This window comes from Rickettsia endosymbiont of Proechinophthirus fluctus (genome assembly GCF_001602635.1).
GTDB classification, from domain to species: Bacteria; Pseudomonadota; Alphaproteobacteria; order Rickettsiales; family Rickettsiaceae; genus Rickettsia; species Rickettsia rickettsii.
On sequence record NZ_LECS01000004.1, the window covers coordinates 222,310 to 242,967 of the forward strand.

Consider the following 20,658-nt stretch of genomic DNA (forward strand, 5'->3'; position numbering starts at 1 on the left):
ATCCCGCGATCAAGTCACAGGATGACATGCATTTTATTTCTGGATTCCTGCTTTCGCAGGAATGACATTGGTTGCCTTCTCATCACCTGGCAATACATAACTCGGGCTATGCCAGTGCGAGCTAAAATCAAACTCACGATATTCTATGTCTAAATCGACCGGTTCATAAGCTACTTTCTTTAGCTTCTCATCATATTTAACTTGTGTATAGCCTGTTAACGGGAAATCTTTACGTAATGGATGCCCCTCAAATTCGTAATCGGTTAGTATGCGTCTTTTATCGTCATTACCCTCGAAATTTACCCCGTACATATCATAAACTTCACGCTCATACCAACAAGCGGCACTAAATATATTCATTGCTGAAGGTATAGCTTCTTTTTCAGATATATATACTTTTATTATAAGACGCTTATTTAATTTTAAACTTAATAAATTATATACTACTTCAAACCTTTTATAGTCAATTGATTTGTCGCCTACATTGTCGCTCGTCGTTCTCCTATTAGTTATAGGATTCGCGCCTTGCTCCTTGTGGCCAAGCCCCACTGAATTGACTACGTTATTCTGAGGAAAATCAGCCCCAAATAAATCAGTAAGTAAAGTGAAGCGTAATTCTTCCGATTCTTTTAAAGCTTTTAAAAACGGCAATAAAAAATTCGGCTCGATTTTATAAGCTAGGTAATCTTTAACCGTGATCGGAGTTATTAAAATGCTAGATTTAGCTGCAAATCTTTCAATGAGTTTGTCTAGCGTCATACTTAAAACCTGTAGTGCGTTTAATTTTTTTCTGTAACTGCATCAGTCCGTAAATTAATGCTTCGGCGGTAGGAGGGCAGCCAGGGACATATACGTCAACTGGTACGATTCTATCACAGCCACGCACTACCGAATAGGAAAAGTGGTAATAGCCGCCGCCATTGGCACAACTACCCATTGAAAGCACCCATTTAGGTTCAGCCATCTGATCATATACTTTACGTAGAGCTGGTGCCATTTTGTTAGTAAGCGTTCCTGCAACTATCATAAGGTCGGACTGTCTTGGACTTGGTCTAAATAACATACCGAAGCGATCCATATCATATCTACTTGCTGCTGCCTGCATCATCTCAACAGCACAACAAGCAAGCCCAAAAGTCATAGGCCATAAGGAATTAGCTCTCGCCCAGCCTATAACGTCATCAACTTTAGTGAGTAAGAATCCTCTATTAGAAAGCTCATTACTTAATAATTCGTCTTCTTGATAAAAATTATTTTTCATATTACTACCAGTCTAAAGCTCCTTTCTTCCATTCATATATGAACCCGATAATAAGTACAAATAAGAAAAACATCATTGAGAAAAAGCCTATTTGACCTATCGTATTAAGACTAATAGCCCAAGGCACTAAAAATGCAATTTCAAGATCAAAGATAATAAATAAAATAGCAACTAAGTAAAAACATATGTCAAATTTTGATCTTGCATCGCTAAAAGGCTCAAAACCGCACTCATAAGGTTCTAGCTTATCTTTATTATATTTTTTTGTCGATAATAGGTTAGGTAGAATCATTATTAAACCGGAAACCAATACCGCAATACCGAAAAATATGGCAATCGGTAGATATTCTTGTAAAAGTTCTGAGTTTTGTAGCATATGTTTTTTATTATATTGTTCCGTCATTGCGAGAAGAATTGCACAGTAATGCGACGAAGCAATCCCAAGATATTTGATAAGATTGCCACGCAGCCTACGGCTGTTTGCAATGACGTAGATTTAATGACACTTAACTCTATATTTACCTCAAATAGCATCAATTATCAATGACAATATCAGGTTTAACTAGTAGCTTCATTAAAACTAGTACCCAAATACCGCTTGATATCCACCATATTTGCCAAATATTATATGAAATCATGCCGATAATATAGTAATTTATAAAACATGCATAGGAAATTGCCTTGAAATTTTTATTTTCGAGATTACTAATTTGTTTGAGATATTTATAAACTAAGCATAAAAATAATATTAAACCTATTATACCGAGTTCAAGAGTAATTTGTAATATATTATTATGAGGATGAAGCGGCAAAGGATGCCATTTTGCTCCGTTGTAATCGATCATTTCACTATCACCAGCTTCGATATATTTAGAAGAAGCTAAGCCATAGCCTAAAATCGGCTTTTCAATGATTTTGTTTGCGACGAAATGCCAAATAAATAAACGATGAGCAGCGGAAGGTTGTGTAGCTAAATATTTTTCAGATAAATCTTGTGGTTCTATTTGTTTAGCTATCATAGGAAATAGTAATGAGCCGGTAATTAAACTTATTGCGATTAATTTGAAAAATATCGGCTTCATAAATCTTGTTAAAATAAATATTACTCCTCCTATACCGAAGCCTAAAAAACTTGCTAAACTATCGGAAATACTTAGTAAATAAAGTACTAATATATATAGCATTAAGGTATGTTGTTTTTTACCGTTAGAAAGTAAAATTATAATCGCTACCCAAGCGGTAATTGAAAGTAAAGCACAACCACGATCTAGCATATATAAGCCAAAACTAGTTTTGAATATTCTTGTTAAAAATCCATTAGAAGAATATTCGATGAAGAATAATAATATTGCTGTGAGAATTCCAAATATTAAGGCTTTTTTAAGCTGTAAGCGATTTTGAAAAGGAGCAGAATTACTAACTGCAAAGCCAAGAAATAAGAGTATAAAAACTTGAGTAAAAGTAGCTAAGCTATTAATAAGATGAATTGCGAATAAACAAGATATAAAGCACCAAGCAGTGAATAACATTGTCATCCCGTGAGCTTGTAGTGGGATCCAGTCTTTTTTTATTTTTTGGATACCGTGGTCAAGCCACGGTATGACATTGTTACTGGATTGCCACGCTCCTTTCAGTCGCTCGCAATGACGATTAATACCTTGCAGGAATGATATAAGCAAAAAAATTGTAACAGTAGCTGCAGCGGATAAGCCCGCCAGCATCCCAAGGCTTGGAATTAAAAATATTAAACTTGAAATTAAATATTGCATCTAAAAACAATCTTTAGCAAAAATTTCGTAGATTGGGTGTTCAAACGTTGAAAGTGAAATGCTTGAAGAAATCATCCATCCTTGAAAGAGTAAATTAGGATCTTCGTCTATTTTATATTCCGTTATGGTCATCAACAAATAATTATCTTCATTATATGGATCAAGGTTTTTTATACATTTGTGCAATTTGATTTTTATATTACCGAAATATTTTTCTTCCCCGACTTTAAAATCTATCTCTTCAGAAGTAGCAGTAATGTTATTTAGAGCAATAATTTTGCCATTTGTATAATTTTTAAACTCAGAACTATCATTAATATTATCGTTTGGATTTAAAATAGGATGATTTTCATCAAGAGGGATAAATACGTCATTTTCAATATCTTCGGTTGTAGTAACCGACTCTAAATTTTCTGCGAATATAGGCAAATTAATGCATATAGTAATGATAAAAATAATTTTTAGTAATTTCATAGATAAATATATTATTTGTCAAAATTATATACTATAGGGGATTAATGGCAATGATAATTTATGATAAGGTTTTAAGGTCATTGCAAGCGATTTCAAGGAGCGTGGCAATCTCAGGAATCTTGCCTGAGATTGCTTAGTCAAAACTTACAATTTTTCCTCGCAATGACTATGTAGGTACAATATGCTCCACTCTAAAGAACTCTTAAATTCTATTTTACGACAGGATTTTTATAGTTTTATAATTAATTTAATACTATTAATTCTGGAGCGGAGTATTATCCAAGTAAGCATATAAGAATAATTACCGATTATTTAAATGCCGTGTAAAGCGGTGATATTAATCGTTTAATAATTAATATACCGCCAAGGAGCTGACTACAATCTATTTGTGTTAGCGTTGCTTGGCCTGCTTATTTATTGGGGGTTTTAATCCTACCAAAAGGATTATGGTTGCCAGCTATTCTCAAATACTTAGTATTAAACACTCACTAGATTGTCAGTTCATTTTAAATTCTGATTGGTATAAAGAACTTCAAGTACTATCCTTAGTAAACCCCATAATCAAAAAAGTAAGTTTTTAACGACAGCTAATGGCTTTAGATTTGTAACATCGGTTGGAGGATCGGCAACAGGTGAGAGCGGTGATATCTTAATTATCGATGATCCTCATAACCCCATGCAAATTCATTCTTATAAAATACGTAAGAAAGTTTATAGATTGGTTTGAGCCAAACTTTTGTTAGCAGACTAAATAATCGTAATAAGGGAGCGATAGTTTGAGTTATGCAGCGTCTGCATACGGATGATTTATCCGGTTATCTACTTAATAATAGCAATTCATGGCATCATTTAAAAATTCCGGTGATTAGCATTCAAGATTACGCCTTTAAATTAATGAATAAAGAATATCAATATCTTAGTGGTAAAGTTATTAGACAGTTATTAAAGAACCTCCTGATTGTTTAATGAAATTAGAGCAGGAAATAGGTAGCTATAATGATAATGCTCAATATTTACAAGCACCGATAGCACAAAGGTCATCGTTACTGAATATGGAAGATATTAGATTTTATGAAAATCTACCTTCAAGATTTGATTATTTTGTGTACAGCTGGGATACGGCAATTAAGAGTTCCGAAGATTCCGATTATAGTGTTTGTAATATATGGGGGATGTAGAAATATTATCTAGTATTATTAGTACGGAAAAAAATTAATTATCCTGAGCTTAAGAATTGGACGGAAAAATTCGCTAGAGAATATCAGCCAAAATTTATATTAATCGAAGATAAAGCAAGTGGTCAACAATTGATTCAAGATATAGGATTTTAGGTGGTAATATTAGAGTGATAGGGATTAAGCCAAGCTTTGATAAAGTTACAAGATGCGCCTCGGTAGTTCCTTTATTTCAATCAGCTAGTGTTCTAACACCTAAACAATCAAGCATAATTTTAAAGGAATTACTGAATTTCCCCCATATTAAAAATGACGATATAGTAGATTCAGTTAGCCAGTTCTTGAATTGTATGAAGGATAAATCATTTAAATATCCTGCAAGGATTAGGAGTTTAATATAAAAATAGTTGCTTTTTGTATGGATGTTGGTATTCTTTATGTCATTCCCGCGAAAGCAGGAATCCAGTAAAAATACAATGATCCATTTATGGATTCCTGTTTGTGCAGGCATGACATAGGATTGTGGTATGACACTGATTAGGCTAGGTAGCAAAGTGGTAATGCCGTGGACTGCAAATCCTCTATTCGTCGGTTCGATTCCGACCCTGGCCTCCATTATAGAAATTAAAACATCTTATGGAATTTATTGCGCAATTCCTAGAAATGCTTTTAGCCGAGAGAGCATTGTCAAAAAATTCTATACTTAGCTATAAGCGTGACTTATTCGATTTTCAAAATTATCTTGCTAAACACAAATTATCCGAATTAAATATTACTACTGAGAATATTAGAGACTGGATTGAGTATCTAGCAAGTAATGATTTGCAAGCACGCTCAATCAACAGAAAAATCTCAACTATAAAAAGTTATTATGAATTTTTAATTAGTGAAAACCATACTGCGTTTAATCCGGTTCTTAACGTAGATTTGCCTAAATATCAAAATAAACTTCCAAAAATATTATCTATAGCTCAAATTAAATCGTTACTTGAACATTGCTCTCAAGATAATTCTCCTGAAGGTATCAGGCTTAATGCTATGATTCATTTGCTTTATGCTAGTGGTCTTAGAGTCTCGGAGCTTGTTAGTCTTAAGCTTGCTGATATTCTGACTAATAAAACGTCTAAAGGAGAAGTAAGAAAAATATTTTCGGTACTTGGTAAAGGTAATAAGGAAAGAGTCATAGTAATAAATGAACAGGCAGTTATCAGTATTGCTAAATATCTTGCAATTAGAGGTGTTTTTGTGAATAAAGCTAAACCAAGAAATCTAATTTATTTATTTCCTTCATCAGCTTTAGCGGGTTATATGACTAGGCAAAATTTTGCTATTCTGTTAAAATCTGCTGCCCTTTATGCAGGACTTAACCCTGAGTATATTTCTCCGCATATATTACGTCACAGTTTTGCAAGTCATTTGCTTGAGGGCGGAGCAGACTTAAGAGTAATTCAAGAGCTGCTTGGTCACGCTGATATATCTACTACCCAAATATATACTCATCTTCAAACTAATCATCTCAAAAAAGCATTGTTGCATCATCCTCTCAATAAAAATTAATTTATCTTAATCTTCTATAAAGTACTTGTTAATATTGCTTAACTAAATATAATACTCCTTATTAAATATAAGGAATAAATTATATGAAGCTAAAAGACATTATGAACTCTTGTATTAGTAAACCTAGAGAAATTGAAAAAGAATATACTGGATTAGCTCAAAAGCAAGAATCAGGATGCAATGTTTATGTCGGGTTAGGATGTAAAAATCAAGAAGTAAAATTTAGCAACTATTATGAGTTACTTAAAAAAATTCAACAAGGTGAAATAACTTTAGAAGTTCTAGAAAATTTAAGGAAATTAAAAATAGATGATAAAAAATCTTTTCTAGCAGATGCAGCAGAGGTGATATCTAACAATATGTTACATGAGCTTAATGCAACAATAATGAAACATGCTTTAGATTTAGTTGATTCTAAAGATACAGCTTTTTTACTTCGTAGAACAAAAGAGGATAGTATATTTCGAGATCTAATATATTTAGAAGCAAAAGAAAACAGGTTTACTGTAGAAATTGATAAAAAAGGAACTTTGAAGATTAACTTTCCTAGTGTGATACTTGAGCTTTACAAGCTATTAATTGATAATTTCTATTTGAAAAAATTTGAGGAGGAGGCATTGCAGAAAAAATTATATCAAGAATTGTTCACTGATCTCAACATTCCTTTTGAAGAACTAATGGAAAAAAAGGAATTGCAGAAAAAATTATATCAAGAATTATTACCTGATTTCAACGTTCCTTTTGAAGAACTAAATTTTTTTGAACATTTTATTGAATGCTTAAAAGGCTTGTATATTAAAAATAGTTTAGCACGAAGCATAATGAGTTTATTTGTAAGTAGAGATATTAAAGAACATGCTGTATGTGAAGAATTACTTGAATTAGATACATTTAAAAAATTATTTGAGGCAAAAATGTCATTATATGGCACTTCTGCTGATTCTAAATTATTAGTGGTTGATTATGTATTAAATGATGTACAAGGTGTTTATATTAGCAATTTAGCATCTTCAAATATTTTAGATTTAGTAATGCATAGTCAATCGCATAATGAAACAATAGAATCAATAGAAATTTTGGGTAATAGCTTAGAACCAGTATGACTTGCTAGATACTGTTTTAAAGTTTTGATTATAAATATAGTAAAAACATCTAGAAATTAATTTAATCTATCATTTATATTTAAATAATCATAAGTGAGATTAATACTAAATATGGCTGCAAAAAATAAAAAAGAAACAGTGAATACTGAAACAAAAAATTTAGCAAATTTAGTTATCCAAGAAATAGGTAACAAAAATTTTGATTTTGTTGTTTTGCAAAAGATGCAGCAGGCTTTTAGTACTGCAAGTAAGCAAAAACAAAGAGAAGCTTTTATAAGTTTGTTAGATAAAAAACTTAATAAAGAGCAATTACATAAACTCAATCAAGCAATAATGGAAAATGCAAATGAATTAATGCCGGATAACGATCCTAATTTCGTTTGTCGTACTCCTAATAATAAAGTTTTTCAAGAAATATTATTATTGGAAGCCAAACGCTCAGGTATGAAAGCAAAATTTAATGATAAAGGAGAATTACAATCTCTTGATGTAAAAGATATAACACAGGAAATATTAGATCACTATCGTATTTTACAAGAAAAATTTTATCCCAAAAGAGATTCTAAAGATTTGATAGATAGTAGAATAGCTCAAAGTATTAATTTTTTATTATATGCTCCACTTTTCCGAGAATCAGATGTATATACAAAATTAGGTTTAAAATCCGCTGAGATAGAGCGAGAAATACAAGATCCTAATGGTAAGTATGCTAAACAATTAGTAGATGCTAAAATAGGAACTAATATAAATTTTAATACCAAAGAAAATTTAGAAAATAAAGCACATGAAGGAAAAGAAACTAAGATATCTTCAATAATTGAAAAAGCAATAACAAAACTCAAGAAAGACAAAAAAGTAAATATTGAAGATAAGAGACAAGGAGAAATAAAAAGGCATTTATCTAGATCTTTAGAAGGAGCTTCTGATTATATATTAACATTCAAAAAAAATGATTTAGTAGATGTAATATATCAAGGATTAGATAAAGGACAAACTTGGTGGTCAAAGATTGTTAATTATATAGGTATAAAATCATATTCTATTTCTAAAGAAAATCTTGAGAAAATAGGCACAATAATAAATAGTGAAATGAAAAATTCTTATACTCCTTTAAGGATAGAAGTACAAGAACAGTTAAAACAAATCTCAAAAGAGTTAAATAGATTCAATAATCTGGCATTGCCGTTAGAGGCTAAAAAGGTTCAGGCAAAATCTAAAAAACCGCCTGTTCCTCCAAAACCTGAACACCTCAAAAAAAGAAATCATGGATTGTGATGATTTTGTTGTGTGACTTGAAAAATACAGTTGTCATCCCGTGATTTATTCACGGGATCTAGCTTAAAATACTAATAATATTAGTATTTTTATTGTTTTATGGCCCCTGTGGTCAAGCTACGGGGTGACACAGTGGATTTTATTGGTCTACACAAGCAAGCCTTTTGTGGGAATGACATTAATCCCTACAATAATTTATAATTTATTACTTCCCATAATATTATAACCGCAATCTACATAATGGATTTCACCGGTAACGCCTTTAGATAATTCACTAAATAAATATACTGCTGCTCCTCCTACATCTTCTTGGGTAGTATTACGTTTTAACGGTGCGGTTGCAGCGTGAGATTTAAGCATAGTACTAAAACCACCTATTGCACTAGATGCTAAAGTTTTGATAGGTCCTGCTGAAATAGCATTGACCCTAATATTATTTTCTCCCATATCGTTTGCTAAATATTTTATACTAGCCTCAAGTGCAGCTTTGGCTACTCCCATAACGTTATAATTAGGTATAACTTTTTCAGCGCCGTAGTAAGTTAATGTCACAATGCTTCCGCCGTTATGCATTAAGGCTTCTGCGGACCTTGAGAGTTCTAAAAGAGAGTAACATGATATATGTAAAGAATTATGAAAATTTTCTAAGCTAGTATCAACATAACGTCCTTTTAATTCATTTTTATCGGCAAAAGCCATACCGTGAAGTAAGAAATCGAAGCTACCCCATTTCTCTTGTATATCATCAAATAAATTACTAATTGATTTTGGCTTCGTAACATCAAGTTCGCTAACAAAATTACAACCTATTTCCTCAGCGAGTGGTTTAACTCGTTTTTCTAGTACTCCCGATTGATAAGTAAACCATAGCTCTGCTCCGTGTTTTTTAGTAAGCTGTGCAATTGCCCACGATATTGACATATTATTTGCAATACCTGTAATTAAGCCTTTTTTTCCTTGTAGTAATCCTGTAGTCATTTATTTACTCATTATATTAAAACTTGCTGAAATGATAGCATGATGTATTATTTTGTAAACAAATAATCGATAAAAATGTATAAACCTAAAATCATATGTTTACTGCTAGGGATATTAAGCGGTTTAGTTTTTGCGCCGACTTTCTTTATACCGGCATTATTAACATTATCTTACTTATGTTATATAGTTCAAAAATCCAAACATTGGCAAGAAGCCACAAAATTTGGTTATTTATTTGGTTTTGGGCATTTTTTAAGTGGAATATATTGGATAAGTATCGGTGTTAGCGTTTATATTGCAGATTTTTGGTGGGCAATTCCTTTTGCGTTATTTGGAATACCTATAGTTTTAGCTTGCTTTATATCGGCAAGCTGCACGCTTAGTTTTTTTGCTAAAAATAATAAATATTACCAATTTATATTCTGTTTATGTTGGGTATTATTTGAGTGGGTACGTTCATGGATTTTTACCGGTCTTCCTTGGAATTTGATTGGTTATGCTTTTTCGTTTTCAGATATTTTAATACAGCCTTTAAGTATAATAGGGATATATGGGCTTAGTTTTATAGTTATATATATTTCTACATCAGCTTATCCTTTATTTAGCAAGCAATTTACTCAGTTAAAAATATTACTAGCTAGTTCAGTCCTAGTATTAACCATCATTGTCATTTATGGAGCAGTAAGGCTAAGTAATAACCATACAAATTTCACTGATATAAAAGTACGATTAGTGCAACCTTCAATACCTCAAACCGAAAAATGGAATGAAGAAGAATTTTGGCATAATTTAATGCTACATATTAATTTATCGGAAAATTTGGAACCTACTGATTTAATTATTTGGTCTGAGGCAGCATTAGTAGTACCTGATGATATACCGCAAGTTAAATCAAAATTATTAAAAATGCTAAATTCTACAAATGCTATTTTGATAACAGGAGGAATTTCGGATAATAAAAAACAAGGTGATGAGTTTGAACTTTACTCAGCTATGTATGCTCTTGATAAAAATAATCATAAATTATTTGAATACCATAAATCACATTTAGTACCTTTCGGTGAGTATATGCCCCTTAAAAAGATACTACCGTTTAAAAAATTAACTCATGGTTTAATTGATTATAAAGAAGGAAACGGAGGGCTTGTGTATCTTGAAAAATATCATCTTAAAATTAAACCTTTAATTTGTTATGAATCTATTTTTCCTGATTTTGTACGGACGAATAATGAAATAGCCGATGTAATAATTAATATTACAAATGATGCATGGTATGGTAAATCCAGCGGTCCATATCAGCATTTTCATATTAGTAGAAGTAGAGCCGTAGAGAACGGTTTACCTATGATTAGAGTAGCGAATAACGGTATTTCAGCTATAGTAGATCCTTTTGGCAGAATAATAAAAAAACTAAATCTAAATGAAATAAATGATACTCAAGGTTTAATTCCTAAAAAACTAATCTCTCCCACTATATTCTCGCAATTTGGTAATTTTACTATTTTATTACTCATCGTTTTTATACTTTTAATTAATTATTTATTAGCCTTGATTCTTGATAACAAAGGGTTTTAGTATTATTATATTAAATTTTTAATAAAGTTGCTTGATTAAATATAAAGTAATATATACTACATTAAAAGTTGAATAGCCTTTATTAATAATTAATTTTAATTAAAGCTTATTGTTGAAATGAATGATTCAATAAAACATCCAGACAAACTCGCAAGTGAACGTTTAAAAGAACTACGTCTTGCTGTAGGTATTATCCAAAAAGAATTAGGGCAAGCTTTTTCGATATTAGTGCTCTTCAAGTTAAAAAATATGAAGAAGGTTTAAGTAATATACCTATAAGTAGGTTATATGTTTTTGCAAAAGTTTTAAATACGCCTTTAAAATATTTCTTTAATAGTTCTGAAGAAGAAAAGTTAAAAGCTGACAATGAAAATACTCCTAATAATAAAATTGAATATCTATTTAAAGAAATAGAAAGTGATTTCTTAAATAATATTGCTTAAGCAGAAGGGCAATATGAACATGACATCTCTTTTGATTATAAAGAATTATCAAGGACTATGGAAAGAGCACTTTTATCGTTAACTAGAGCATTTACTACAAATATTAGAAAAATAATCATTGAACGTGTCAGATCAGTATCGATACCTTGTGAATAATATTTAAATTTTCATTGACTTAGCATTACCAAAGTATTAATTTTTATTAAGGTTTAGTAAATTCTGAACCGTCAACAATTATTAAATATATTGGAGGAAAGTTATGAGTAAAAGTAAGGCTATTGAAAATAACGGTATTAGTAATACCAATAGTCCAAATTGTAAATATATGGCTCCANNNGGAGTAAAACCTACCTGTGTAGTAATTACTTATTCTGTAAGCAAGGATATTAAGACTGTTCGTGGACTATTGGATGAGCGAGGTGCAAGTGTTCATTACATAATTGATGAGGATGGGACTCAAAGAGAATATCATAATGATTTAACAGATCAAGCTTTTTATGCAGGCAAGAGTAGTTGGAAAGGAGAAGTAGGTGTTAATAAGTTTGGTATTGGAGTCATGCTTATTAATGATGCAAAAAGTGATTTTCCTGAAGAGCAAATAGGGCAATTAAAAGAATTTCTTAAGGATGTAACAGAAAGATATCCAAATTTAGATTTAAAACATGATTTAGTCGGTCTTGGTGAAGTAACTGTAAACCGAGAAGGCAATGCTCATATAGCTCCTGGATCAAAATTTCCTTGGCAAGAATTAGCTGAAGCTGGTTTTGGTAGATATTTTGAGACTACGCAAGAACAAAAGAGTAAATTATTATTAAGTCTTGATAGTACTGGAGAAAAAGTTAATACTTTACAGGAAAATTTAAAAGAATATGGCTATGGAGTAGAATCCACAAGTACATTTGATCAATTTACTCAGCAAGCAGTGAGAGTATTTAATGATCGTTATGGTACAGGTTTACCAAACGAAGAGCCACCTGTAAGTTGGACTGAAGCAGGTCAAGATGTTCTATCGCAATTACTAGGGCAAACGGTATTAGAACAAACAGAAAATGCATAGTTTAAGCAATGAGTTCCTTTTTCATTTTGCAAGCCTTGCTGCATGGGTACTGAATCATCATTAAGAGGATTAATGGCTTGTTTAGGTCGTTCCTGCGTGGATCGATTCCACCTCTGTCATCCCGCGACTTGATCACAGGATCCAATTTAAAATACTAAAAATTTAGTATTTTAAAGTTACTTTTATGGGTGCCGTGGTCAAACCACGGTATGACATCGAAGTATAGGCTATCTCAAGTAATTTTTTAGTACTATTTATTGGTTATTGACATAATCTAAAAATAGTGCTAAACATTAAAGCTTATTGACAGATAGCCTCTAAGGTAGAGCTTTCTTGACTATTGAGCTTCTAGTCAAAGAAAGCTAAGTTTTTTATCTTTACTTTATATTTCTACAGTTAAAAATATTTATGATATCTTTAAAGGTTAATAGTTTAATACAAAATTGGCGTTGGCGTAGATAATTTTTTGCGTTTATGTGTTTGCTATATGCAAATTTAAATTTTGATTATTAAATTATAACTTATAACAGGATATTAAAATGTTTGTCTCTAATAGTTTTCAAAAATTTTTTTCTTGTCTTTTTGTTTTATTCATCACAGCTGCAGTTTATGCGGATCAAAAAAAAGTAGCAGTCATTGTTCCACTTGAACATGCCGCAATGACTGAGATTATATCAGGAATTAAAGAGTCGCTAAAAGATATAGATGCAGAAATTATAGTTAAAAATGCTCATGCTGATTCTAATATTTTACTTGCTATTATAAAGCAAATAACAGATCAGGATATTGATGTAATAATTCCAATAGGCACGACAGCCAGCCAAACTGTTATTTCTCATATAACAAATAAACCGATTGTTTGTGCTGCTGCTATGATTAATAGTAAAAACCTACCTTTAGTTACTGGTGTTAACGATGAGATAAAAATCACTGACACCATTAGTAAATTACCTGTTTTACAGAATATCACTTTAATTTATAGCAGTAGCGAGAAAGTTATACCTGAAGTAGAAATGTTAAAATTATATGCTGGAAAAAACAATATTTCTCTGCACACGGTAATGATACAAAATTTCAATGATATGCCTGTGGCTGTAAAAAATGCTCCTGAAAATACGCAGAGTTTTATAATTTTGAAAGATCATTTAATAGTCAGTGGGATTAATATTTTAAAGCAAGAAGCATTTAAACGCCGTATTCCGATAATTGCTTCCGATGAAGGTTCGGTAATTAGCGGGGCAACTATTGCAGTAGGAGTACAAGAGAAGCAAATAGGCATAGAAGCAGGTTTAATGGCAAAAAAAATCTTACAAGGAATAGCACCGAAAGATATTCCGTTTGGGGATATGAAAGACTTAACTTTATTTATTAACCTTAAATCATTTGTTAAACAAGATATTCTTACTAAAGAAAATTTATCCGTACTTCCTTTCGCGCGTAAAGAACTTGAAGAGTAGTAACATGAACATTTTAGTTACTGCTCTTGAGCAATCCTTAATAATGCTGCCGCTTATTTTAGGGATGTATATAAGTTATCGGATTCTCAAAATTACCGATCTTACCGTAGACGGTACTTATGTACTTGGTGCGGCAGTGTTTGCCCGCAGCCTTTCATTTGGGTTATTTCCTGCATTAATATTTGCCGTAATAGCAGGCGGAATTATAGGCAGTATAGTTAGTGTTATGCAGAAGAATAACCGCATTAACGGGCTTATAGCCGGAATACTTGCAAGTTTTATGCTTTATTCGGTTAACTTACAAATTATGCAGCGTCCTAATATATCGGTTCTTGGTATGCCGACTCTATTATCTATATTAGATCTCGAAAATTGGTTAATACCTTTAGTAATAATCAATTGTCTTATTATATGTTCAGTTATAATTTTATTAAAAGGTAAGCTCGGCTTATTTCTGCGTGCTTTTGGTTTTAATAAAGATTTATTGATTAATTTAGGCAAACCTGCTGAGCTTTACCGTACTATCGGTTTTAGCATAAGTAATTGTTTGGCTGCTTTAACCGGTACTTTATCTGCACAAGTAAATGGTTTTGCCGATATTAATATGGGTTTCGGGGTTGCACTAGTCGGTATTGGTGCAATTGTTATAGGGCGTCATATTTTAATCCATGCTAATAATTTTAATGCGTTTAAAGAGATATTGTCTTGTTTGATAGGTATATTATTTTACTTTATTGCTCTGGGCTTTTTACTCCGAATTGGAATCGATCCCATAAATCTTAAGCTTATTTTAGGTATAGTATTGTTTATTTCATTGAGTTCTGTAAAAAGAGAGGTTTTATGAAACCTTATTTATATGCAGAAAATATACAGTTCAAAGTTAAAGAAAGAACCGAACCTATAATTGCTGAAACTACTTTAAATATTGCTAAAGAAGAGTTTGTTGTAATATTGGGTCATAACGGTAGCGGTAAGTCTACTTTAGCTAAAATACTTGCCGGCTATTTAAAACCTACTAGCGGGAAAGTGTTTCTAGATCAAGTCAGAATCGATAAAATACCTAAAGGACAAAAAGCTTCTACATTAGTTACATTAACACAAAAAGCTGAAGAGAGGCTATTTACCGAGCTAACCCTTGAAGAAAATATCATTTTGTGGGAAAGTAGATTCTCTAATAATGAACGGTTAGCAAGTAGCGAGTTGTTAGAGCTTACAGGTGCGCCTAAACGCTTTGTGCCTTTACTTTCACAGCCATTAGGTAAATTTTCCGGTGGAGAAAAGCAGATGATACTGCTGGCACTTATCATAGCTCATCCACCTAAAATATTATTTCTAGACGAACATACGGCAAATTTAGATCCGAAAGCTTCTTTGGAAGTGATGAAAAAAACAGCAGAGATTATAGAGAAACATAAGATCACTGCTGTTATGATCACGCATAATTTAGAAGATGCCGTAAATTACGGCAAAAGGCTTATAGTCTTAGATAGTGGTAAGGTAGTATTAGACTACCTAAAACCACCGGGTTTTTCTTTAAAAGAACTTAAAGAGATTTTCAATTAGAATTGAATATCTGCACCTATCTGTCTGGCTAATTCAGTATCGAAAGAATATTCACAGATATAATCTATTAACTCACTTTTTACATTCTCGTTAGTAGTTTGATAAAGAAGCACGAAATTAATAATATCATCCTTATTTTCCCTATTGTAAGGCGTGCCTTCACTTCAGCCGATAACTTTTCTTCTGTTGAAGTTGATGGAGTCGGTACTACTAGGTGGCTCCAGGAGTAACTAATGCTGGAACTGCTACAGGATTATTATCATTAACATTATAATTTAAAACTTTTTCTATTAACTCTGTTCTTGTATCTTCATTAATACTAATCTCAATTAATGTATTAATAATGCCATCTTTATCTTCACCGTTTTTAAGACGTTGCATAACATCTTTTAATAATTTTTCGTGTGTGTTTTTTGCAAACCCTTCTTCATCCGGTAAATCATAGTGATAACCATTAACATCCATGTCTTTATAATTGTTAGCTGATTTTGCACCCAAGTATTTTTGTATGTAATTTTTAATTGCTCATTAATATGAGAATGATCTTTGCTTTATCAACACCTATCTTTACAAGTTTTGCTATACTGTGATCGAATGGATTATGCAATAGAACGCCTTGTCATCCTATATCAGCACCTTTAGATATTAACTGTTTAAGTAACCATTTATCTCTTGATGGTTAGTGCGTGATTAAAAATTGACTCACCACACACATTAATCTTAAGATTAACGTTATTATTTAAAAAGAAGTCCAGTAACGTTTTATTTTGACCTGATTCATGCTTTAGTAGCAAATAGCAAAAAGGTGTGTCGCCATAATTGTCTACTGTATCAATTGTACTGCCGGGTTGTAATAAAATTTGAGTTATTTCATGCTGTTTAGAATAAGTTGCATATACGTCCCTTTCCATCTTGAGTATTAACATCCACATTTTTTTTAAGTAAAAAGCTTCTTATTTCCTATTGTTGCTGCATAATGTATAGGTGAGTATAGATATTTATGCTCAACTTCAAAACTTGTCCCTTTGTCTAAAAAATTTTAGCTATTTCTTTAGTGCTTGCATAAAATAATGCCGTATTTCCTTGTTCATCCTTAGCATTGACATTATGACCTTGCTCAATTAATTTTTGAACAATATTTGCATTTCCAGCTGAGGCTGCTATACTAAACGGTGTACGGTTGTCTTCAGCTTCAGTTAAGGTGTCATATATTTCAGGGTTTGGTGCACGTACATTGTCCTCTGCTGCTATTTCTGTAGAAGTAGTGGTTGTTACTGGTGCCGGTGCTGCTACCGGAGCTATGACTGGATTATTATCGTTAAATTATAATTAAAAAGTTTTTCTATTAATTTCTCTCTTGTAACATCATCTATATCAGAATAAAATTCAGGATTCATAATTAATCCGTTGATAATTTTATTTTTATCATCCTCATTTTTAATATTTTTCTTCAGCTCAGCAAGCTTTGGTTCTGCTTTGAATTCAGGTAGTGTTGAGCGTACATTAGCATCAGTTAGTATTTCTTTAATTTCTGGTTTAGATGCATAATCTATAGTTTTTTCCTTTAGCATCTAAAGCATTAACATCGGCACCTTGTGAAAGTAAAAGTCTAACATTATTTACATTCCCTATACGTTGCTGCATTATGTAAAACCGTACTACCCTGGAAGTCTGTAATTAGCATTATTTGTTGGTTGATTCATCATATAAATATTCTTTTATGTTTAAATATTATTTTGTTGTGTGAGCATTATACATAATATTTTGAATTTCTGCAATCCAATAGTTAATTTTAACTATTTATTAGATTTTGGATAAAACCAAACGAGGAGTAAACAGATTAGAAGACCGATATTTAAGAGTAGATTATACTCTGTCATAGAAATACCAAAGATTTTGATGGCGGGTTTCATGCAGGACGTGATTGGCTGCGAGTAGAACATTTGTTTGATGTGTTGTATAGACAAGCCTTTCGGGATATGAAGCATTGATGAACAAAGAGCACTTGGTTGTACTATGCCTCTTTCTACGAAGCTATGATAGGTTGATAATATACAAGAGCTAAGGATAGTTAGGAGAATGAATATTAAAGTATACTTACTTAACTGTCGGATAATTAAAGCAGTTAAGCAAATTTTGATTAGGGTTAAATAGGGAAATCGTTCGTAAACGCATAAAGGACAGGGTGTATAATGGAATATATATTCAGCAATATAAGTGGTAGAAAGTGCTATTATAGAAATTGCAATCAGTCCTAAATGTAGAACTTTATAGCTATCGTTTCTGATGTAATTTATAATAGTATTAAATGGCATGTTTTTTTTGTTCTTAATGTCATTGCGAGCGATTGCCAGGAGCGTGGCAATCTCGGGAAGTTTGATAAGATTGCCACGTCGCTTCGCTCCTCGCAATGACGGCGTTTAATTTGATATTTTACAAATAAATAAATTTAGTATATTGTTACTGATTATTAATTAAAGCGCAAGAAAAATCAATGTCAGAAATTTGGGAAGATGCTATTAAGTCAAACACGTGGCCTTTTGTTGAGGCTAAGAAGATATTAGATAACTTAAACGGTCAAATTCCTGAGAAGGGGTATGTATTATTTGAAACGGGTTACGGTCCTTCAGGTTTACCTCATATCGGTACTTTTGGTGAAAATGCCCGTATGGTGATGGTACAGAAAGCATTTGAGCAATTATCCGATATTCCGACTAAACTAATTTGCTTTTCCGATGATATGGACGGGCTTCGTAAGGTACCTAGCAATATCCCAAATCCTGAAATGGTGGCACAGTATATGGGTATGCCGCTTACTTCTATCCCTGATACATTCGGTGAATGTGAAAGTTATGGGCATTATATGAATGCAAAGCTTCGTTCATTCCTTGATAAATTCGGCTTTGAGTATGAATTTTATAGCAGTACTAACTGTTATAAAGCTGGTATGTTTGATGAGATGCTGATAATGGTGCTTGAGAAATATGACGAGATAATGGAGCTAATGCTACCGACTTTTAGAGAAGAGCGCAAGGCTACCTATTCACCTTTCATGCCTATATGTCCGAAAACAGGTAAGGTACTGCAAGTACCTATAGAGAAATGGGATGCTAAAGCAGGCACTGTAACGTATAAAGACAAAGCCGGTAATTATATAGAAGTACCGGTAACGGGAGGGCATTGCAAATTACAGTGGAAGCCGGATTTTGGTATGCGTTGGGCTGCGCTTAAAGTCGATTATGAGATGTATGGCAAAGACCATTTGGCAAATGCTCGTCTTTATTCGGAAATTTGCCGAATCCTAGGAGGAAAGCCGCCGGTGCAGTTATGTTATGAGTTATTCTTAGATGAAAACGGTGAGAAAATATCAAAATCAAAAGGTAATAGTATTAGCATTGATGATTGGCTTAAATATGCTCCTGTTGAAAGTATGGCATTATTTATGTATCAAAATCCGACTAGAGCTAAGCGTTTGTTTTTTGATGTAATTCCTAAAAATGTTGATGAATATATTACTTTTAACCAGAAATATCATTTAGAAGAGGACAGGGCAAAGCGTTTTGCAAATCCCGTTTATCATATCCATCACGGAAATGTACCAAAAATTGAGACTTTTGGAATTACCTATTCGTTGCTTTTAAATCTTACTTCTGTGTGTAATCCTTCGGATAAATTGGTGCTTTGGGGATTTATTAGCAAATATGCGCCACAAGCAACTCCAAATACTAACCCTTATCTTGACCATTTAGCAGAATTTGCTATAAGATATTATAATGACTTTATTAAAGCACATAAATCATATTTATCTCCTTCTGAAAAGCATAAGGTTATTTTGCAGGATATATTAGATATGTTATCTGATATAGCTGATCAAACCGAAGCTGAAGCAATTCAGAAAGCAATATATGATATAGGAATGAAAGCAGGATATGAAAATCTGCGTGATTACTTCAAAGATTTATATCAAATATTGCTTGGACAGAATGAAGGTCCAAGACTTGGGACTTTTATAAAGCTTTACGGGGTGCAGGAAATGAAAAAGCTGGTTGAAGGGCAGTTGTAGCCTATATATCATTCCCGCATGGGTATCTAAACGGCATTGCGAACGAAGTGAGTGTGGCAATCTCAGGAAGTTGGACGAGATTGCCACGTCGCTTCGCTCCTCGCAATGATGTTAAAATAAAAACTATTAACAAATGAATGAAATTTTTTGTAGTACGTTACCTATTTTTTTAATTATGCTGCTTGGTAGTATTATCAAAAATAAATGGTTAACTTCAGAAGAATTTTGGCGTGGTATTGAGAAATTATCATATTTTGTACTATTTCCTGCCATGTTGTTTAGTTACGTATCTACTGCCGATTTAAGCATTGCACTCATAATTAAATTAGTAGTGGCTCTTATTATATCCACTATTCTTGTATCAATCGGTCTTATAATTTACCAAAAAAAATACAACATAGATAAAGTCCAATTTACTTCCATTTTTCAAGGATCGATTCGTTATAATAGCTACATTTTTTTTGGGGTAAGTAGCCCCTTGCTTGGTTCTAGCGGACTTTCAATTGTTGCCATTATTTCTTCTTATATGATTATTTTTACCAATATTTTATCGGTAATGATTTTCGCTTATTATATCCCTAATAAATCCGTGACTAATACTATTAGCACTAGTTTTGTTTTAATGATGAAATTAATTGTGCGTAATCCGTTAATTATCGCCAGTTTAGTAGGATTTGTTTTTAATTACTCAAATTTTGAATTACATTTAGGGCTTAAGAAAACGTTAGATAGCCTTTCTAATGCCGCTTTAGCTATCGGTATGCTAAATGTTGGGGCAGGGCTTAATTTTACTATTAGACAAGAGCTTTTACATAATGTAATGCTTACAAGCTTTGTTAAATTAGTTGCATTTCCTCTAGTTAGTGTAGTAGTACTATGGTTAATGTCTATTGACGGATTAAATAGAT

General features: G+C 32.2%; 22 protein-coding genes, 1 tRNA gene and 2 pseudogenes. 15 read left to right on the forward strand and 10 right to left on the reverse strand.

The genetic code is table 11. The annotated features are described in order from the left end of the window. Positions 1–33 precede the first annotated feature (33 nt). The 5 genes from BG75_RS03005 to BG75_RS03025 form a co-directional block, all read right to left on the reverse strand. Positions 34–759 carry an NADH-quinone oxidoreductase subunit C gene (locus tag BG75_RS03005; RefSeq protein ID WP_062811398.1) on the reverse strand — a complete coding sequence of 242 codons (726 nt, stop codon included), beginning with the start codon at positions 757–759 and terminating at the stop codon, positions 34–36. Continuing rightward, on the reverse strand, positions 737–1,261 hold the full coding sequence (locus BG75_RS03010) for a NuoB/complex I 20 kDa subunit family protein (protein WP_004995988.1): 525 nt from the start codon (positions 1,259–1,261) through the stop codon (positions 737–739). The genes BG75_RS03005 and BG75_RS03010 overlap by 23 nt, the downstream gene beginning before the upstream one ends. 4 nt (positions 1,262–1,265) lie before the next feature. Next, positions 1,266–1,637: an NADH-quinone oxidoreductase subunit A gene (locus BG75_RS03015; protein ID WP_062811870.1), complete on the reverse strand. Its 372-nt coding sequence runs from the start codon at positions 1,635–1,637 to the stop codon at positions 1,266–1,268. 157 nt (positions 1,638–1,794) lie between these two features. Beyond that, entirely contained in the window at positions 1,795–3,030 is a 1,236-nt protein-coding gene (locus tag BG75_RS03020; RefSeq protein WP_062811399.1) for an O-antigen ligase family protein, read from the reverse strand. Then, on the reverse strand, positions 3,031–3,504 hold the full coding sequence (locus BG75_RS03025; RefSeq protein ID WP_062811400.1) for a DUF2155 domain-containing protein: 474 nt from the start codon (positions 3,502–3,504) through the stop codon (positions 3,031–3,033). A 783-nt stretch (positions 3,505–4,287) separates the two neighbouring features. Here BG75_RS03025 and BG75_RS09665 point away from each other — a divergent pair. The 7 genes from BG75_RS09665 (at position 4,288) to BG75_RS03055 (ending at position 8,614) form a co-directional block, all read left to right on the forward strand. Beyond that, a complete protein-coding gene (locus BG75_RS09665) occupies positions 4,288–4,470 on the forward strand; it encodes a hypothetical protein (protein WP_252903609.1) in 183 nt (60 codons plus the stop codon). Then, positions 4,470–4,682 carry a hypothetical protein gene (locus tag BG75_RS09670; protein ID WP_252903610.1) on the forward strand — a complete coding sequence of 71 codons (213 nt, stop codon included), beginning with the start codon at positions 4,470–4,472 and terminating at the stop codon, positions 4,680–4,682. The genes BG75_RS09665 and BG75_RS09670 overlap by 1 nt, the downstream gene beginning before the upstream one ends. Positions 4,683–4,849: 167 nt before the next feature. Beyond that, complete coding sequence (locus tag BG75_RS09675; RefSeq protein WP_252903611.1) at positions 4,850–5,080, forward strand: hypothetical protein; 231 nt, start codon at positions 4,850–4,852, stop codon at positions 5,078–5,080. A 139-nt stretch (positions 5,081–5,219) separates the two neighbouring features. After that, positions 5,220–5,294: transfer RNA gene (locus BG75_RS03040), tRNA-Cys, on the forward strand. A gap of 21 nt (positions 5,295–5,315) precedes the next feature. Then, a complete protein-coding gene (locus tag BG75_RS03045) occupies positions 5,316–6,236 on the forward strand; it encodes a site-specific tyrosine recombinase XerD (protein WP_062811401.1) in 921 nt (306 codons plus the stop codon). Positions 6,237–6,319: 83 nt separating this feature from the next. Beyond that, a complete protein-coding gene (locus BG75_RS03050; RefSeq protein WP_062811402.1) occupies positions 6,320–7,339 on the forward strand; it encodes a DUF5410 family protein in 1,020 nt (339 codons plus the stop codon). A 111-nt stretch (positions 7,340–7,450) separates the two neighbouring features. Continuing rightward, positions 7,451–8,614 (forward strand): DUF5410 domain-containing protein, encoded by a 1,164-nt coding sequence (locus BG75_RS03055; protein WP_062811403.1) that lies wholly within the window; start codon positions 7,451–7,453, stop codon positions 8,612–8,614. 195 nt (positions 8,615–8,809) lie between these two features. Here the strand turns inward: BG75_RS03055 and fabI are convergent, their stop codons facing one another. Further along, positions 8,810–9,592 carry an enoyl-ACP reductase FabI gene (gene fabI, locus BG75_RS03060; RefSeq protein ID WP_062811404.1) on the reverse strand — a complete coding sequence of 261 codons (783 nt, stop codon included), beginning with the start codon at positions 9,590–9,592 and terminating at the stop codon, positions 8,810–8,812. Positions 9,593–9,667: 75 nt separating this feature from the next. Between fabI and lnt the strand changes: the two genes are divergently transcribed. The 6 genes and pseudogenes from lnt to BG75_RS03085 all read left to right on the forward strand — a co-directional run bounded on the left by lnt (position 9,668) and on the right by BG75_RS03085 (position 15,687). Then, positions 9,668–11,167 (forward strand): apolipoprotein N-acyltransferase, encoded by a 1,500-nt coding sequence (gene lnt / locus BG75_RS03065; RefSeq protein ID WP_062811405.1) that lies wholly within the window; start codon positions 9,668–9,670, stop codon positions 11,165–11,167. A 117-nt stretch (positions 11,168–11,284) separates the two neighbouring features. After that, positions 11,285–11,431: a hypothetical protein gene (locus BG75_RS08680; protein ID WP_196242472.1), complete on the forward strand. Its 147-nt coding sequence runs from the start codon at positions 11,285–11,287 to the stop codon at positions 11,429–11,431. Positions 11,432–11,947: 516 nt separating this feature from the next. Continuing rightward, a pseudogene (locus BG75_RS03070) lies at positions 11,948–12,667 on the forward strand (N-acetylmuramoyl-L-alanine amidase); the annotation flags it as partial. Between the two features lie 539 nt (positions 12,668–13,206). Continuing rightward, positions 13,207–14,124, forward strand: a complete 918-nt coding sequence (locus tag BG75_RS03075; protein ID WP_062811407.1) for an ABC transporter substrate binding protein — start codon at positions 13,207–13,209, stop codon at positions 14,122–14,124. Positions 14,125–14,128: 4 nt separating this feature from the next. Then, complete coding sequence (locus BG75_RS03080) at positions 14,129–14,968, forward strand: ABC transporter permease (RefSeq protein ID WP_062811408.1); 840 nt, start codon at positions 14,129–14,131, stop codon at positions 14,966–14,968. Further along, positions 14,965–15,687: an ATP-binding cassette domain-containing protein gene (locus tag BG75_RS03085; RefSeq protein ID WP_062811409.1), complete on the forward strand. Its 723-nt coding sequence runs from the start codon at positions 14,965–14,967 to the stop codon at positions 15,685–15,687. Before BG75_RS03080 ends, BG75_RS03085 begins: the two co-directional genes overlap by 4 nt. Positions 15,688–15,766: 79 nt before the next feature. Here the strand turns inward: BG75_RS03085 and BG75_RS03090 are convergent. The 4 genes and pseudogenes from BG75_RS03090 to BG75_RS07235 all read right to left on the reverse strand — a co-directional run bounded on the left by BG75_RS03090 (position 15,767) and on the right by BG75_RS07235 (position 18,002). Further along, positions 15,767–16,185 (reverse strand): annotated as a pseudogene (locus BG75_RS03090) (hypothetical protein). A 531-nt stretch (positions 16,186–16,716) separates the two neighbouring features. After that, positions 16,717–16,938: an ankyrin repeat domain-containing protein gene (locus tag BG75_RS10570; RefSeq protein WP_368072220.1), complete on the reverse strand. Its 222-nt coding sequence runs from the start codon at positions 16,936–16,938 to the stop codon at positions 16,717–16,719. A gap of 47 nt (positions 16,939–16,985) precedes the next feature. Continuing rightward, a complete protein-coding gene (locus tag BG75_RS09685; RefSeq protein ID WP_062811410.1) occupies positions 16,986–17,258 on the reverse strand; it encodes a hypothetical protein in 273 nt (90 codons plus the stop codon). 225 nt (positions 17,259–17,483) lie between these two features. Beyond that, positions 17,484–18,002: a disulfide bond formation protein B gene (locus BG75_RS07235; protein WP_084777201.1), complete on the reverse strand. Its 519-nt coding sequence runs from the start codon at positions 18,000–18,002 to the stop codon at positions 17,484–17,486. Positions 18,003–18,181: 179 nt separating this feature from the next. Between BG75_RS07235 and BG75_RS03105 the strand changes: the two genes are divergently transcribed. Together BG75_RS03105 and BG75_RS03110 are read left to right on the forward strand one after the other, a co-directional pair. Continuing rightward, positions 18,182–19,750 (forward strand): lysine--tRNA ligase, encoded by a 1,569-nt coding sequence (locus BG75_RS03105; RefSeq protein ID WP_062811411.1) that lies wholly within the window; start codon positions 18,182–18,184, stop codon positions 19,748–19,750. 133 nt (positions 19,751–19,883) lie between these two features. Then, a partial coding sequence (locus BG75_RS03110; RefSeq protein ID WP_252903612.1) for an AEC family transporter occupies positions 19,884–20,658 on the forward strand: 775 nt, incomplete at its 3' end.

Coding starts and splice junctions, on each gene's coding strand:
- BG75_RS03005 (WP_062811398.1), bottom strand. CDS start 759: ATGACGCTAGACAAACTCATTGAAAGATTTGCAGCTAAATCTAGCATT.
- BG75_RS03010 (WP_004995988.1), bottom strand. CDS start 1,261: ATGAAAAATAATTTTTATCAAGAAGACGAATTATTAAGTAATGAGCTT.
- BG75_RS03015 (WP_062811870.1), bottom strand. CDS start 1,637: ATGCTACAAAACTCAGAACTTTTACAAGAATATCTACCGATTGCCATA.
- BG75_RS03020 (WP_062811399.1), bottom strand. CDS start 3,030: ATGCAATATTTAATTTCAAGTTTAATATTTTTAATTCCAAGCCTTGGG.
- BG75_RS03025 (WP_062811400.1), bottom strand. CDS start 3,504: ATGAAATTACTAAAAATTATTTTTATCATTACTATATGCATTAATTTG.
- BG75_RS09665 (WP_252903609.1), top strand. CDS start 4,288: ATGCAGCGTCTGCATACGGATGATTTATCCGGTTATCTACTTAATAAT.
- BG75_RS09670 (WP_252903610.1), top strand. CDS start 4,470: ATGAAATTAGAGCAGGAAATAGGTAGCTATAATGATAATGCTCAATAT.
- BG75_RS03045 (WP_062811401.1), top strand. CDS start 5,316: ATGGAATTTATTGCGCAATTCCTAGAAATGCTTTTAGCCGAGAGAGCA.
- BG75_RS03050 (WP_062811402.1), top strand. CDS start 6,320: ATGAAGCTAAAAGACATTATGAACTCTTGTATTAGTAAACCTAGAGAA.
- BG75_RS03055 (WP_062811403.1), top strand. CDS start 7,451: ATGGCTGCAAAAAATAAAAAAGAAACAGTGAATACTGAAACAAAAAAT.
- fabI (WP_062811404.1), bottom strand. CDS start 9,592: ATGACTACAGGATTACTACAAGGAAAAAAAGGCTTAATTACAGGTATT.
- lnt (WP_062811405.1), top strand. CDS start 9,668: ATGTATAAACCTAAAATCATATGTTTACTGCTAGGGATATTAAGCGGT.
- BG75_RS08680 (WP_196242472.1), top strand. CDS start 11,285: ATGAATGATTCAATAAAACATCCAGACAAACTCGCAAGTGAACGTTTA.
- BG75_RS03075 (WP_062811407.1), top strand. CDS start 13,207: ATGTTTGTCTCTAATAGTTTTCAAAAATTTTTTTCTTGTCTTTTTGTT.
- BG75_RS03080 (WP_062811408.1), top strand. CDS start 14,129: ATGAACATTTTAGTTACTGCTCTTGAGCAATCCTTAATAATGCTGCCG.
- BG75_RS03085 (WP_062811409.1), top strand. CDS start 14,965: ATGAAACCTTATTTATATGCAGAAAATATACAGTTCAAAGTTAAAGAA.
- BG75_RS09685 (WP_062811410.1), bottom strand. CDS start 17,258: ATGCTAAAGGAAAAAACTATAGATTATGCATCTAAACCAGAAATTAAA.
- BG75_RS07235 (WP_084777201.1), bottom strand. CDS start 18,002: ATGCCATTTAATACTATTATAAATTACATCAGAAACGATAGCTATAAA.
- BG75_RS03105 (WP_062811411.1), top strand. CDS start 18,182: ATGTCAGAAATTTGGGAAGATGCTATTAAGTCAAACACGTGGCCTTTT.